This window comes from Paenibacillus guangzhouensis, assembly GCF_009363075.1.
GTDB classification, from domain to species: domain Bacteria; phylum Bacillota; class Bacilli; order Paenibacillales; family Paenibacillaceae; genus Paenibacillus_K; species Paenibacillus_K guangzhouensis.
The window spans coordinates 16294-30695 of the sequence record NZ_CP045293.1 but is presented as its reverse complement, the minus strand read 5'-3'; the positions used below and the strand labels follow the sequence as shown (position 1 = coordinate 30695).

General features: G+C 52.5%; 15 protein-coding genes and 1 pseudogene. All 16 read right to left on the bottom strand.

Annotation, left to right across the window (positions count from 1 at the left end):
- Positions 1-36 precede the first annotated feature (36 nt).
- Positions 37-1472: pseudogene (locus GCU39_RS00150) on the bottom strand (ethanolamine ammonia-lyase reactivating factor EutA).
- A gap of 65 nt (positions 1473-1537) precedes the next feature.
- A complete protein-coding gene (locus tag GCU39_RS00140; RefSeq protein ID WP_152391639.1) occupies positions 1538-2197 on the bottom strand; it encodes an ANTAR domain-containing response regulator in 660 nt (219 codons plus the stop codon).
- Positions 2194-3669, bottom strand: coding sequence for a sensor histidine kinase (locus tag GCU39_RS00135; protein WP_152391638.1), 1476 nt, complete (start codon positions 3667-3669; stop codon positions 2194-2196). Before GCU39_RS00135 ends, GCU39_RS00140 begins: the two co-directional genes overlap by 4 nt.
- 49 nt (positions 3670-3718) lie before the next feature.
- Positions 3719-4168, bottom strand: coding sequence for a EutP/PduV family microcompartment system protein (locus GCU39_RS00130; protein ID WP_152391637.1), 450 nt, complete (start codon positions 4166-4168; stop codon positions 3719-3721).
- A gap of 1 nt (position 4169) precedes the next feature.
- Positions 4170-4511 (bottom strand): ethanolamine utilization microcompartment protein EutS, encoded by a 342-nt coding sequence (gene eutS / locus GCU39_RS00125; protein ID WP_152391636.1) that lies wholly within the window; start codon positions 4509-4511, stop codon positions 4170-4172.
- Positions 4504-4824, bottom strand: coding sequence for a EutN/CcmL family microcompartment protein (locus GCU39_RS00120; protein ID WP_152391635.1), 321 nt, complete (start codon positions 4822-4824; stop codon positions 4504-4506). The genes eutS and GCU39_RS00120 overlap by 8 nt, the downstream gene beginning before the upstream one ends.
- Positions 4811-5626 (bottom strand): hypothetical protein, encoded by an 816-nt coding sequence (locus GCU39_RS00115; RefSeq protein ID WP_152391634.1) that lies wholly within the window; start codon positions 5624-5626, stop codon positions 4811-4813. The genes GCU39_RS00120 and GCU39_RS00115 overlap by 14 nt, the downstream gene beginning before the upstream one ends.
- Positions 5589-6395, bottom strand: a complete 807-nt coding sequence (gene pduL / locus GCU39_RS00110) for a phosphate propanoyltransferase (protein WP_152391633.1) — start codon at positions 6393-6395, stop codon at positions 5589-5591. Before pduL ends, GCU39_RS00115 begins: the two co-directional genes overlap by 38 nt.
- 11 nt (positions 6396-6406) lie before the next feature.
- Positions 6407-6694 (bottom strand): ethanolamine utilization microcompartment protein EutM, encoded by a 288-nt coding sequence (gene eutM / locus GCU39_RS00105; protein ID WP_018756951.1) that lies wholly within the window; start codon positions 6692-6694, stop codon positions 6407-6409.
- A gap of 53 nt (positions 6695-6747) precedes the next feature.
- Positions 6748-8229: an aldehyde dehydrogenase family protein gene (locus tag GCU39_RS00100; protein WP_152391632.1), complete on the bottom strand. Its 1482-nt coding sequence runs from the start codon at positions 8227-8229 to the stop codon at positions 6748-6750.
- 15 nt (positions 8230-8244) lie between these two features.
- Positions 8245-8529, bottom strand: coding sequence for a BMC domain-containing protein (locus tag GCU39_RS00095; protein WP_152391631.1), 285 nt, complete (start codon positions 8527-8529; stop codon positions 8245-8247).
- 18 nt (positions 8530-8547) lie between these two features.
- Positions 8548-9201 (bottom strand): ethanolamine utilization microcompartment protein EutL, encoded by a 654-nt coding sequence (gene eutL / locus GCU39_RS00090; protein ID WP_152391630.1) that lies wholly within the window; start codon positions 9199-9201, stop codon positions 8548-8550.
- A gap of 500 nt (positions 9202-9701) precedes the next feature.
- Positions 9702-10655, bottom strand: coding sequence for an ABC transporter permease (locus tag GCU39_RS00085; protein ID WP_152391629.1), 954 nt, complete (start codon positions 10653-10655; stop codon positions 9702-9704).
- A gap of 3 nt (positions 10656-10658) precedes the next feature.
- Positions 10659-11732, bottom strand: a complete 1074-nt coding sequence (locus GCU39_RS00080) for an ABC transporter permease (RefSeq protein WP_152391628.1) — start codon at positions 11730-11732, stop codon at positions 10659-10661.
- Complete coding sequence (locus GCU39_RS00075) at positions 11729-13261, bottom strand: ABC transporter ATP-binding protein (RefSeq protein WP_152391627.1); 1533 nt, start codon at positions 13259-13261, stop codon at positions 11729-11731. The genes GCU39_RS00080 and GCU39_RS00075 overlap by 4 nt, the downstream gene beginning before the upstream one ends.
- 103 nt (positions 13262-13364) lie before the next feature.
- Complete coding sequence (locus GCU39_RS00070; protein ID WP_152391626.1) at positions 13365-14396, bottom strand: BMP family lipoprotein; 1032 nt, start codon at positions 14394-14396, stop codon at positions 13365-13367.
- Positions 14397-14402: the final 6 nt, after the last annotated feature.

The following is a 14402-nucleotide window of genomic DNA, read 5'->3' as shown; positions in this document are numbered from 1 at the left end:
TATTGGCGATCGATAGACTAGAACGATGTACAACCTTTAGAAGGCTAACGTCTTCACCATGACGGGAATTGCTCGATCCTGAACAGGCAGCCCAATATCGACGTAATCACCATGCGTCACGCGAATCTGATCAATGCAGACCAGCTTCGGATGACCTTGGAACAGGAGGCGAAGCCGATGCCCTAACGCTTTGGCCAGATCCTGCTCACAGACGAGCACGAGTATCTCCACTTGCTGGCAATGATTACGTATCTGCGCGGCGAGCTGTTCCGCCAGCTTATCGAACTCCTTATAAGCGAGCTGACGAAGGGTTGGGAGCGCGATTCCCATCAATCGACCCTCCGAATCAGAATGAGGGACTGAGGCTGCAGATGCACCGTACCACTTTGCTGCTTGTTCCATCACTGGATCTAACCCTGCCGTCCATTGTTCGTAGGTCACCGTATGGTCCATCAGCGGAAGTTGAACGACTGGAACATTCCGAAGCGGTAGAAGATCCTCCTCGACGTACACGGTAGAACCGCTCACTTCGGTGCTCTGCATCCCGGCTCCGAGCACCGTTGCACGGACGGTCTGCGAGGGCATTACGGTCCGAACCCCCTGGGCGCTTACGTCTCGCAACGCACTCGCAAGCAGAGGTCCCATGTCGCCATGTACCGTCACCTCCTCCATGTTTCGTGGTGAGATATTCGAATCATAGAACCACTGCCCGATGCCGCCAGAGACCATGAGCTGCGCATAGTTCGGAGGCGAATTCGATCCACCTCTGTCACGGCCGATACGCAGAAGTTCTACATCATCGTTCAACGTGTTCAATGACCCTACGCCGCCTGATAATCCAGACAAGAGACTTCGGCTCAAGGCGATAGCGACCTTATGTAGCGTATCGTATGTAATCCGCTCCCCTTCGCAAAGCTGAATCTGTTGCTTGTTCAGCCAAGGCTTGAGCGCCGGCGCGACGTAATTGACTCGTCCATTCGATTCGAGCCGAATCAGCCGTCCGCCAATATGATAGGTTACCGTGTGAATGACACGACCTCGATAACAATAAGCAGCATTCGCTGTCCCTCCACCGATATCGACATTGACGATAATGTCTTTACTCTCCTTGGAGTACGCTTCTGCGCCTGACCCTTTCGCCGCGAGCACAGCTTCTAAGTCGCTGCCCGCTGTCGCCACCACGAACGCACCGGAATCTTCGGCAATCTGCTGCAAAAAAGGAGCCGCATTCGACTTACCTGCACTCTCGCCCGTAAAAATAACCGCTCCGGAATTCACTTCCTGAGGGATATCCCCGCCAGCACATATTGACCACGCAACCACTTCCCAACCTCGTGCTCATCGATTCGATCCCCCGCAAGCGGCGTCGTAATGACGGGGCTCTCGTACTGAATACGACGTTCGACGATCGCATATCGCGGGAGCGCAAATGTGCTGGACATGCGCGCAATCCGCAGTCGGCTGACAATCATCTTGGTCGTACTCGTCCCTACATCGATCCCTACGCTTGTAAGCCATTCCTCCTTACGACCTGGTCTCATGGAACGTCCCTTCCTGCTGCAGCAGGAGTATGATGCCCATCCGTTATGTCCTGCCATGACGCTTCCACCAGCTGCATCGCGAGTCCCGCCATGGATACACGTTCACGCATACTCTGCTCACGAAGCCAAGTATAAGCGTGTTCCTCCTGAAGACCACAATCTGCCATCAATCTGCCTTTTGCCCGATCGATCCACTTCCGGTCTTCCAAGGACTGTCTCAGCGCTTGCACCTCCTGCTTCACTTGCAAGAACTGCTCCCGCTGCTTGCAGGCAACTTCAACCGCCGGGATCAACCGCTCTTCCGTCACAGGTTTGACGAGATATGCGATGACGCCTGCTTCCTTCGCTTGCTCGACATAGATCATATCGCTATAGGCTGTTAATAGCATGATGGCTGGGGAACCCTGTGCCCAGTGCGCAGACATCTTATGAATTCGTTTCGCAGCTTGAATGCCGCTCTGGCCCGGCATTTTGACGTCCATCAGGATCAAGGCAGGCTGTAGTCGAGACGCGAGCTCAATCGCTTCTTCACCATGACGCGCTTCTCCGACGACCTGGTATCCGTATTCCGTAAGCATCTCCCGCAAATCCAATCGAATAAGCGCATCATCGTCGACGATCAAGGTCGATTTGTTGAACGCGGCCGCATGAATCATGACGATTCTCCCCTTCCATTCGTTCGTGGAAATTGCATCTCTGCGATGGTACCTTGCTCCGTTATCTCCAGTCGAAAAGTCCCGTTCAATTGCCCTTGAACCAGTGTCCGTACCATATTCAAACCAAAGTGCGACCCGCCTGTCTCTCGTGTGATGCTCGTCTTGCGTTCCTGCTCAGCCACTCCCGCTCCATTATCGATAAAAGCAATCGTGATCGAGTCGTCCGTCTGTCGAAGGGTGATGGTAATGAGGGGATCCTCGTGCACCGCCTCTCCGAATCCATGCTTGATACTATTCTGAATCAACTCCGTCATGATCAGCGCCAGGGTCGTCGCCTGTTCAGGCTCAATCCACAACGTCTGCATCGATGGCAGATCACAGCGAATATGCTGCTCAGGCGCCGTCAAGGAATGGATAACCATGGGGCAGAGCCGATGAATCACTTCATACAAATTGATCTGACCCAGCCCTTTGTAAGCCAAAATATCATGAATCAACGCGATGCTGTTCATCCGCTGGATCATGTCACGATAGGTCTGCTTTACTTCCTCATGCTCGGTACGCCTCACTTGCAGCCGAAGCAAGCCCGCGATGGTCTGAAGATTATTTTTGACCCGATGATGTATTTCTTGGATAAAAGCGGACTTCAGGACAAGCTCCTTCTCCCGCTCCTTCAGCTCCGATAAATCACGGATTAGCAGCATGCCGCCAACGGGATGTCCCTCCTCGCTGAACAACATGGATTTGATCTCTAATGCATACGCTCCGTTCATGACTTCATGGGTCAGCATGTGATTCGGCATGTCCTGCTGCTCCCTCGGCAGCAGCGAGGTAATCCATCGACTGACATCAAGCTCTTCAGTGATGCCAAGTCTCTCCAACCAAGCTTCCGCGCTTCGATTCGCATACGTCACACGCCGCTCTTGATCAAAAAGGATCATCCCTTCGTGCATCAAGCCGGTGGTTCGATCCTCCTGCAAGGCGAGGTGCAGCAATGTCTTCCCGAGCTGTTCGGTCTTCTCCTTAAGGAAAGCGACATTCTTCTCCTGCTGTACTTCATGAGTTATATCACGCTCCAGAATCAACACGCCGATCGACTCACCCTGTTGATTCTGAATCGGAACGACATTCTGCTGCATTTCCTTCTGCTCCTGCGAAATTCCGCGTGATCCCGTCACAGCCTTGCCCGCTTGCAAGCAATACATCACGGCCGGTTCATGCTGCGCATAAGCAAATTGTCCAACGACCGAACCGTGGTATAGACTCGTCGCCGTTGTCGGCTTCGCTTCAGCCACGACAATGGCACGCAACTGATCGCGCGACAGACAATCAATGAACAGATCCGCCTGTGACAGATCGGCCAACATCGGCAGCTGAGCCGCCAACATGCCTAGGATTTGAACATCTCCGGTTAGAAGGTCCGTATGATCACGGCAGAGCTGTTGAAGCTGTGTCTGCATCGGTTGGGACATTTGTTAGATTCCCCTTTCAACAATGACTGGAAGTGATTGGCGAGGTCAATTAGCGTAGCAGGAAGGTCAACCTTTCACGCAGTGCGTCAATATTATGTTTGGTCATGGATGAGGTGTGCCAGAGCTCCCCTTCTGGCAACGCGACACGGATGAGCGATTCCGCACGCGTCAGATCTGCATGGGGATGATCCAACTTCGTAATGACGCCCATGGCAGGAATGGGGAAGCCACCAGCGAATCCCGGCGGCAATGCGATATGCCGTGCCGTCGCATCCTGTACGATGAGGAGCAGCCCCGCCTCGAACGAAGTGGCCATAAGCGAACGGTAATACATCGGGTTCTCGGTATATTCGCCAGGGGTATCGATAATCCAATCACGATACTCCAAGCTCTGCGTCTTCCGCGCTGGGAGTTCATCTCCGAACAACGCCTGAAGCAGGGTCGACTTGCCGGCGTCGACGGAACCAATCAACATCACCCGTTTCTTCGGCTTCATCATCTTAAGACCTCGTCAATAACGCCGGGGTATATAAGAGTTTGCCGGAGAGGAACGAATTGATCGCTTCCATCGCCATTTCTACCGCAGCGACCTCGCCTGTGATGACGAGCGACCCCGTGAACCGATCAAGATAACCGAGCGCCACATCGGCTGCTTTCGTTGCGATATCTGCCGCGATGATCGACGTCTCTGTCGGTGTGAGCGTAAGTATGCCAATGGCACCGGCGTCTTGCAGACCTAACTTCGTATACAGAATGGGATCGGGGTTCGCGATCACATGGGCAAGCGTCACTTGCTTGCCTGGGACATATTCCTGCACGACTCGCTGCTTCTGTTCACTCATTCGAATCCCCTCCCTCTCCTGTGCGCTCGGGGCTTAAGATCACTTCATCCGACAGTTCGAATGCATCTACAATGCCGACAACAATGGCATCAATTGGCACGCTTCGATTGTCGAACAGCATCCTTGCGGGATTCCCGCGCGAGACGATCACATGCTCACCAATGCCTGCGCCAATCCGATCCGCCGCGATGACGGTGCTTCCCTGTGCCTGCCCTTTGAAATTCATCGGCTGGATAATCATCAGCTTCAGATTCTCCATACCACTCTCTTTGTGCGTCGCCCACACGCTGCCAAGCACCTTACCGAGAAACATCGTTACTCACCTCTTCTACGATCCGAAGCTCAGCCTTATGTTCCTTGAGCACATCCCTTGCTAGCGGCGAGATCAGCGTCCCGCGCGCAACGGACAGCACGCCCCCCTTGCGCCGGCTAAGAAGTCGCCCAGCCTCAGCGGCTGTCAGCAGCTTGCCGCCAAATACAGAACCCACCAAGCTATCCTGCTCCTGTGAACTTACGGTTTTCTCGGGCAGCACGGTGGCGATAATCTGCTCGGCGAATTGATTGAGCGGCGCCAGCTGCACACCCACCTCCTGAAGCTCTCGCAGCATCGTGCGATATCTCTTGTCATAGCCCGGAGGTAATGCCGTGACTTGCAGTGTACGACGGTTGGTTCTCGATATCCCGCTACCATCCAAAGGGAGGAAGACCGGTTTGCGAATCAACAGCGCCGCGTGCACAAGCTCAGAGATGACGCTCCCCTTCAAGCCATGGAGGATTCGGGAAGCCTGATCGAGATCAAGCTCAGGCACGGCAATGGCCGCATAACGCTGAGGCAGCTCAACAGGCGCAGGGGCGAATTCGTCTATCGCAATGCATTTGCCCGCTCCCGTACATTCGATGCACTGCGTTCCCAACCACCCCGAGGTCTCGCCATCAAGCAGGAGCAAATCATGCCCGATCCCCGCTTGCTTCAACGTCACGAAATGATCGAGATACCGGTCAGCCGCACGCGAATCCTCTAGAATGAACAACACTTGGGGGGATGGAATGTCGGCTGCAGCCATGGAGCGCAGCAATTCATGCACCAGCTGCTCTACCGTCTGTGTCAGGTCCAACAGAACCGCCTCCTTGCCCTTCAGGAATATATTGAACGTGATTTCCCGTATGCAGTCCCGCCGCATTGGCCTCATCCATGTCGATATGGAAATCGAGCACATATCGCTCATCCACACGCACCGCGACCGACGGAAAAATAAGCGGCCGTTCCTGGGTATGCAGCGTTCGGAGCGTCATGACATCGCCAGACTTCACTTGAAACACGGCCGCATCCGCTGGAGACATGTGAACATGGCACTTCGCCACGATGACGCCGTGTGCCAGCTGCACTTGGCCCGCTGGTCCAATTAGCGTAATCCCGGGCGTATTCGCCGTATCCCCAGATAATCGAAGCGGGGCATGCAGCCCGAGCTGGAACCCATCCGTCCGCGAGATTTCAACCTGCGTCTCCTTCCGGGCCGGACCGAGGACCCTCACGCCCCGGATTTCACTCTTTGCCGTACGCAAGGTGACCTTCTCTAGCGCGGCATATTGCCCTGGCTGAGAGAGGGGACGATCCGGCGTCAGCGATGTCCCTGCACCGAAAAGCTGTTCCACATGGTGCTGCGATAGATGTACATGGCGGTTCGAGACACCGACCGGAATGAGCGGAAATGCTTGACGTGTGCGCTGCACTTCCTTTTCATCCAAGATGATGACCTTAATCCCTCTTGATCTCAGAAAATCCGCGGCTGCCGGCGTCAGCTTCCCATTCGACGTAAGTGTAAACGGATTCGGAATTCCGGATGGAAGCATTGCCCGCAGACTTGATTCAGTCACGATCCCCATATCGCATCAGACTACCCTTCTAATTTGGGCAAAATATGTTCAATATCGGAATGCGGACGCGGAATGACATGAACCGAGATTAATTCACCAATCTTCTCTGCGGCTGCTGCTCCCGAGTCGGTTGCGGCCTTGACCGCGCCAACATCTCCGCGAACCATCACCGTCACTAACCCGCCTCCGACATGAACTTTGCCAATCAGCTTCACATTCGCTGCCTTCACCATCGCGTCCGCAGCTTCCACTGCGCCGACTAACCCTTTCGTCTCAATCATGCCTAATGCCGACATTTCTCCTGCCATTTCACGTTCCTCCTTCGCGATTTTACATTTAAGGACGAGCCAATTACCTCATTCTATGAACGCGAGACTTCCGCTAGCACTCTTTTTACAATTTCCATCACATCTTCTCGGCTGATCTGAACCGCAGACGTTTCAAGGACTGCCGAAGCTGCTTCGATTGTGGGCTGTGCAGATTCCCGCTCCGGAACGTCTTGGATATGAAAGGCAACCCGTTTTACATTCATCAAATGCTGCGGTCCGATATTGTCGGACGTAATATTGTTGCCATACGAGCCGCAGCCGAGCGTTAAGGAAGGGAAGATGCCTGTACTCATCCCGATACCGCCGAACGTTGTCCCAGAATTCACGACGATGCGGGATGCCGGCTTAGCAAGGCCAAAGTCTTCGATCACGGACAGATCCTCCGCGTGAATCCCCAGTGTATGGCCTAGTCCACCGAGTTCCAGCAGCTTCTTGCATACAGCGCAGCCTTCGACTGCATCCAGAACCGTATAGAGCGCAAGAATCGGGCTCAGCTTCTCGATGGAGAAGGGAGCGTGCAGACCGACTTCCGCTTCTTCTGCGATCAACACCGTCGTGTGATCCGGGATCGTGATACCGGCAAGTGCGGCAATCGCTCTCGGCGATTTACCGACGACCTGTGAATTCAGACCGCCGTTTCGAAGGATAATTCCTTCGACAGCGCGCTTCTCCGAATGCGATAGCATGTACGCGCCGCGACGGATGAACGCATCGATCACCGACGATTTGATAGCCTGATCGACGACAACCGCCTGTTCCGAAGCACAGATCGTGCCGTAATCAAAGGTCTTGCTGCGAAGGATGCGCGACGCTGCTTGATCCACATTCGCACTACGATGGATGTACACCGGAACGTTCCCTGGGCCGACGCCGTAAGCAGGTTTACCGGAGCTGTATGCCGCCTTTACCATGGCGGTGCCTCCCGTGGCAAGGATCACATCCGTATCGCGATGCCGCATCAATTCCTGGCTTGCCTCAAGGGTTGGCAGCGCGAGACATTGAATGCTGTAGGACGGCGCACCTGCTCGCTCTGCCGCCGCTTGCATCCGGGATGCGGCTTCGAAGGAGCACTGCTTCGCACCCGGGTGCGGACTGAGCACGATGCTATTGCGCGCTTTGAGTGCTATCATCGCCTTGAACATGACCGTTGACGTCGGGTTCGTAGACGGCACGATGCCGGCAATGACCCCGACGGGCTGTGCGATTTCCCATACGTGCTGCTCCACATCCCGACGAATCACGCCAACCGTCTTCATCGGGGCAATGGCAGGGTAGATCGCATCCGCGACGAACAGGTTCTTCGCCACTTTATCCGGCACATTGCCGAAGCCAGTCTCCTGCACGGCGAGCTCGGCTAAGGCTTCGGCAGAGCGCCGGACTTCGGCTGCCATCTCGCCGACGATCGCGTCGATCTGCGTTTGGCTCATCGCTTCCAGCTGTGCCTGCGCAGCCTTCGCACGGTTCAAGGCATCGCGTACGTCTTGTATAGATTGTAAATCTGTATCGTATCCCATCAGGCTACCTCCTTACTACGCATTCGGATAAATCCGATCTCGAACCTGTGCGTCTGGTCTTGCAATCACATGTGAACTCAGCAGCTTGCCTACTTGTCTCGCCGCTTCCTGTCCCGCATCGACCGCCGCACGGACAGAAGCCACATCCCCGGTCAGGTAGATCGTGACAATCCCGGCATCCGCCTTCTCCAGAGTCACGACGTGCACATCCGCGGCTTTTGCAGCTGCATCCGATGCGGCGATCAGGGCGGGGATTCCCCATGTCTCGATCATGCCTAACGCTTCTTGCTTGCCGCTCATATACTACCTCCCTCATTCTCATCGCAAGTACTGCGGGTTTCTTGCCACATCGTGTACCGCATCACGGAACGCTTCCGCTGCTGCCGTGCAAGCCGATTGGCTTCCTGTTAAGAGTCCCCCAGCGAAGTTCGTCTCCGTCGGTGGGCCGTAGAACGTCTGCAACCGCACATCCGCCGCCTTTAGTGCCGCATCGAGGCCGATCATCGCTTCGAGCGGCGGGGCAATCAAATAGGCAAGCGGCTCCCCTTCCTGAATCCCTGCAATCCGAGAGAGGTACCGACCTGTCCGAGAGACGACATGCGCATAATATGCATGCGTCGCTTCGTTATTCAGTGCGTAGAAGCATGCGCCGCTCTCCATCACGTCTATAGCGGCAGAGAGGCCGCTCTGGACTTCTGCCGGACTCGAGCCGCCGATCATACCGATAAACTCGCCCGATAGCGGCCCGGAAGCATGTCCTGATCCGGCATAGAACGACTTCGCATAGACGACGTCCACATCCGCGCGCTTTGTCGCTTCATCGATCGCGGTATATCCAACATCATCAATTGTCGATGTAATCAGTCCTAAGCTGCGAATGTCAGGCGATAAGGCCAACTGCGCCGCTAAACCTGCATCTACATTCGGGATCATGCGTACGGCGAGCGGTACGGCTCGAATGGGCTTATCCATCACAAGCATTCAACTCCGATCCTACGTATTAATGAATACACCAGACATCCAAATCGCAAAAAACGCCATGCTTCATACGATGCGCCGGATAAATTCCGATGCAGCATGAATCAAGGCGCCGTTGCCTTTCCGCTATTCACTTGTATTATCAGCTTATGATGGACAAAACGGTTTATGACTCGAGATGTAGAAGTTTGACGCTCAATCGTTTCCTCATTTGTTGGCTAACGAATCCAGCACACCTTATTACCTATTTTTATCGCAATCTCGTCCTGTAACGAATCCTAGACACGCTATTCACCTCAAAACAACACATACAACACAAGATTTTCCCAAATAAAGTGATTAGGGCTCGTTAGATGAGAAAAGTGTCCGATTACGCTGCAATAAGCATACGACGATTCGTTAGCCTAAGCCCCCGAACGGATAAGCTGCACAAGCACAAAAACCCCCCTGATCCCAAAGGATAAGGGGGGGCGTATTTACACCTGAAATTATGATTATCGTTTACCCGGATCGTACGGCTCCCCGAGTGCACTAGGTCCGCTGGAGCGACCTACCGCGAAGAGAAGAATCAATAAGGTCATCAAGTACGGCAGCATGTAGAACACTTCCGTCGGGATGCTCTTTGCCCAATCGTAGATTTGTGCCTGATCCTTCAGTGCTTGCGCAAAACCGAAGAATAACGAAGCGCCGAATGCGCCGACCGGATTCCATTTCCCGAAGATAACCGCTGCGAGTGCGATAAAACCTTGACCAGAAATCGTACTTTGCGCAAAGCTGCTTCCTGCTGTCAACGCGATTGTCGCGCCACCAAGCGCAGCGATCGAACCGCCGACAAGAACGGCATACGTACGAATACGATTGACTTTGACGCCTGCTGTATCCGCAGCCCCTGGATGCTCACCAACAGCACGCATCCGAAGACCAAGCGGTGTCTTATACATCACGAACCAGACGACTGCTACCAGAATCAGAGCGATATACGTTGTTGGATAAGCCGTGAAAATCGCGTTACCTAGGAACGGAATGCTGCTCAGACCCGGAATCGCCCACTTGTGGAAAACATGGTCGATAATCGGCGTCTCTGCCGCGCCTTCGAACAACAACTTCACCATGAAGAAGGTCGAGCTGGCTGCAAGCAGGTTGACGACGATACCGCTAATAACTTGATTCGCTTTGAACTTAATGGATGCGATGGCATGAATGCCTGAGAAGATTAAGGTAACGACCATTGCACAGAGCACGCCGATCCACGGCGATGCCCCACCCATACCTGCTGTCTCCGCGTAATGCGTAGCAACGGCAGCTGAGAAGGCACCGGATACCATGAAGCCCTCGAGCCCCAAGTTGATAACCCCTGTACGTTCTCCAATAACCCCGCCGAGTGAAGCAAAGATTAATGCTGTGGCGAACACGAACGTCCCGTTGATTAGATTGCTTAGAATATCCATGTCCTACCCCTCCTCCCGCTTCGGTTTGCGTCTGAACATCTTCAAGAACATCCGGATTGCGGCCGGTGCTGCAGCGAAGAAGATAATAATACTAATAACCATCTTAATCACTTCTGGCGGAACATCCGCCCCAAAGCTCATCCCTTGCGCACCATAGTAGAGTGCTCCGAACAATGTACCGGATAAGAATACACCGACGGATGTGTTCATTCCTAAGAGTGCAACCGCGATGCCGTCAAATCCGATCCCGGATGTATTCGGTGCAATCGCCATGTATTTGAATACGCCTAGAATTTCGAATGAACCGATCAATCCGCCAATCGCACCCGAGATGAAGAAGGTACGGATTGCAATGCTCGATACGTTCATCCCCGCATATTCAGCCGCATGCTTATTGTAACCAACCGCACGCAATTCATAGCCCCATTTGGTACGGTTCAAATAGTAGTAGTACCCGATTAACATGAAGATGACGATGAAGAATCCCCAGTGAATCCGTGCGCCGCCGAATAGATCAGACAACCAGGCAATTTGAATACTTGCCGAATCATGAATCGGCTGCGAACGAGAAGTTCCCATCTCCGCCATGAATGTCTTAATCACGATATGGCTAATGTATAAGGCAATCCAGTTGAGCATGATACAGGAGATAACCTCGTTCAAGCCGCGTTTAACTTTGAAAATCGCAACAAGTGAGCCCCAGATTCCGCCGAACAATGCACCGACAAGAATCGCGACAATCCCGTGTAGGATCGGAGGCAAATCGATCATGTTCCCTACCATCAAGGCCCCAAGCGATCCCATTACGATCTGGCCCTCAACCCCGATATTGAACATGCCGCCGCGGAAAGCTACGGCTACCGCTAGACCGGATAAGATCAGCGGCACAATCTGACGAAGCGTCTCGCCAATGTCGTACGGGCTTCCGAAAATTTTCTCAACCAAGGATTGATATGCAAGCAGCGGATTGTAACCGCCGGCAAGCATGACAATCGCGCCAATCAAAATCCCGATAACAATCGATAGGACCGGAATCCACATCGAATCGGAACGAAGGAGTCTGCGTAAGTTATTCAATTGGAATCCCCTCCTTGACGTCTGCCTGCCATCATCAATCCGAGCTCTTGATCATTGGTTTGATCTGGGTAAGTCTCCCCTACAATCTGACCATTGAACAATACGATAATGCGGTCTGCAACGTTCATAATTTCTTCTAGCTCGAACGATACGAGCAGGACGCCCTTCCCGTTGTTGCGTTCAGCAATGAGCTCTTTGTGCACGAATTCAATCGCGCCTACGTCAAGTCCCCGTGTCGGCTGTGCCGCGATGAGCACCTTCGGACGACGGTCGATTTCCCGCGCAATAATCAGCTTCTGTTGGTTCCCACCGGACATCGCCCGAACAGGAACATCATAACCTGGGATTCGAATATCGAAGGATTTCACGTATTTCTCAGCAAGCGTCAAGGCTGCTTTGTGATCCATCAATCCACCTTTATTAAGCTCAGGCGTATTATAAATCTGGAGAATCGAGTTCTCCGGCACGGTAAAATCCAGTACGAGACCATGTTTGTGTCTGTCTTGCGGGATATGCGACATCCCGGATTTCCCTACGACACGCGGTGTTTTATTCAGAATATTCGCACCATCGAGATCAATTTGTCCGGACTCGGAGCGACGCATCCCTGTCAAAGCTTCAATCAGCTCGGCTTGCCCGTTGCCGTCGACCCCAGCAATCCCGACAATTTCTCCCGCGCGTACATCGAAGGAAAGTCCGTTCACGGCCATTTGTCCGTTATCGCCGCGAACTTTCAGGTCTTTCACGGAGAGAATCGCTTGTTTTGGCTGCGCTTTCTCTTTGTCCGTTTTGAAGCGTACCTCACGACCAACCATCTTCTCAGCCAGCTCTTGTGGACTCGATTCTTTGACAACGACGGAATCAATGACGCGACCGCGACGGATGATCGTACACGTATCTGCGACTTCCATAATTTCTTTCAATTTGTGCGTAATGATGATAATCGATTTGCCTTCGCTTGCAAGGCGTTTCATAATCGCGAGCAACTCGGTAATCTCCTGCGGCGTAAGCACGGCTGTCGGTTCATCTAAGATAACAATATCCGCACCACGGTAAAGCGTCTTCAAAATTTCAACCCGTTGCTGCATCCCTACTGAAATATTCTCAATCTTCGCGGAAGGATCTACATTGAGTCCATACTGCTCCGATAATTGTCGTATTTTTGCGGAAGCACTCTTCATGTCTGTTGCTAAGCCTTTTTTCGGCTCCATACCAAGAATAATGTTCTCTGTTACTGTAAACGGTTGTACCAATTTAAAATGCTGATGGACCATTCCGATCCCCAGATCAATCGCCTTATTTGGCGTATCCATCTGTACTTCCTGACCTCTTACCCAAATCGAACCTTCTGTCGGCTGATAAAGCCCAAATACAATATTCATCAGTGTTGACTTACCCGCACCGTTCTCGCCGAGCAATGCGTGAATCTCACCCTGCTTAAGCGCAAAGCTTATATCCTCATTCGCAACCACTTCACCAAAACGCTTCGTTATTCCCTTAAGCTCCAACACCGTTTCAGCCTGCGCCATTAGACGTTCTCCTTCCTGCTACCTACTGCCAGAAATCATGAATCTTAGAGACCATCCTCTGCATTGTTGCAAAGGATGGCCCAATAGATCACTACAAAATGGTTTATTTCTCAGGAATCTTAATTTCACCGTTAATGATTTTTGTTTTGTACTCTTCTACTTTTTTCAATACATCTGCAGGTACGTTCTTGCTGGATGTATCCGCGATGCCTACACCGTTTTCTTTCAGACCCATTTGCGTAACTTTACCGCCAGGGAAGTTGCCTTCAGCAAGCTGTTTAGAAATTTCGTATACCGCTACGTCAACTTTCTTGATCATCGATGTCAATGTTACATCATCGCCGAAAGTCAAGGATTGGTCTTTATCTACACCGATAACCCATACCTTTTGACCTTTTGCAACGCGCTCTTTCGCTTCGTTGAACACACCGTTACCTGTCAAACCGGAAGCATGGAAAATGATGTCCACGCCGTCATTGTACATTGTTGCAGCTGCGGATTTACCCATATCTGCACGTGTGAACTGACCTGTGTAGTTCTCGATGTATTTCGCGTCAGGGTTTACAGCCTTGATCCCTTCACGGAAACCTGCGGAGAAACGTTGGATTGGAGGAATTTCCATCCCGCCGACAAAACCGATTTTGTTCGTCTTCGTCATTAGACCTGCGATAACCCCTACCAAGTATGCTCCCTCTTGCTCTTTGAACGATACAGCCGCTACGTTAGGCACTTCGATCGCGGAGTCAATGATACCAAGCTTCGCATTCGGATTTTCTTTCGCGATTCTTGTTACTGCATCATCCAATGTAAAAGCTGTTGCCCAAGTGAGGTCATAACCGCCTTTTACGAACTGGTTCAAGCTTGGATCTACGTCGGAATCTTGTTTAGGCTCCAAGTATTTAACATCATAGCCGAAGTCCGCTTTCAACTTTTGAAGACCTTCCCAAGCGTTCTGGTTAAAGGACTTGTCATTCACACTACCAAGGTCAGTAACCATACCGACTTTCAATTTCTTGCCGCCAGGAGCTTCACCCGTAGCTGCGCCGCCTTCTTCAGTCTTCTTCGCGCCACAAGCCGTTAACGCCATAGATACCATCAAGACGAATACGAGCACAAGATTGATTCGTTTTTTCATGTAGAT

What these genes read in the sequence shown, in the direction of transcription:
- eutM (WP_018756951.1), bottom strand. Translation starts at nt 6,694, where the DNA reads ATGGCAGGAGAAATGTCGGCATTAGGCATGATTGAGACGAAAGGGTTA.
- GCU39_RS00120 (WP_152391635.1), bottom strand. Translation starts at nt 4,824, where the DNA reads ATGTTTCTCGGTAAGGTGCTTGGCAGCGTGTGGGCGACGCACAAAGAG.
- GCU39_RS00135 (WP_152391638.1), bottom strand. Translation starts at nt 3,669, where the DNA reads ATGTCCCAACCGATGCAGACACAGCTTCAACAGCTCTGCCGTGATCAT.
- GCU39_RS00070 (WP_152391626.1), bottom strand. Translation starts at nt 14,396, where the DNA reads ATGAAAAAACGAATCAATCTTGTGCTCGTATTCGTCTTGATGGTATCT.
- GCU39_RS00095 (WP_152391631.1), bottom strand. Translation starts at nt 8,529, where the DNA reads ATGAGCGGCAAGCAAGAAGCGTTAGGCATGATCGAGACATGGGGAATC.
- GCU39_RS00085 (WP_152391629.1), bottom strand. Translation starts at nt 10,655, where the DNA reads ATGGATATTCTAAGCAATCTAATCAACGGGACGTTCGTGTTCGCCACA.
- GCU39_RS00100 (WP_152391632.1), bottom strand. Translation starts at nt 8,229, where the DNA reads ATGGGATACGATACAGATTTACAATCTATACAAGACGTACGCGATGCC.
- pduL (WP_152391633.1), bottom strand. Translation starts at nt 6,395, where the DNA reads ATGGGGATCGTGACTGAATCAAGTCTGCGGGCAATGCTTCCATCCGGA.
- eutS (WP_152391636.1), bottom strand. Translation starts at nt 4,511, where the DNA reads ATGAGTGAACAGAAGCAGCGAGTCGTGCAGGAATATGTCCCAGGCAAG.
- GCU39_RS00075 (WP_152391627.1), bottom strand. Translation starts at nt 13,261, where the DNA reads ATGGCGCAGGCTGAAACGGTGTTGGAGCTTAAGGGAATAACGAAGCGT.
- GCU39_RS00130 (WP_152391637.1), bottom strand. Translation starts at nt 4,168, where the DNA reads ATGATGAAGCCGAAGAAACGGGTGATGTTGATTGGTTCCGTCGACGCC.
- GCU39_RS00140 (WP_152391639.1), bottom strand. Translation starts at nt 2,197, where the DNA reads ATGATTCATGCGGCCGCGTTCAACAAATCGACCTTGATCGTCGACGAT.
- eutL (WP_152391630.1), bottom strand. Translation starts at nt 9,201, where the DNA reads ATGGATAAGCCCATTCGAGCCGTACCGCTCGCCGTACGCATGATCCCG.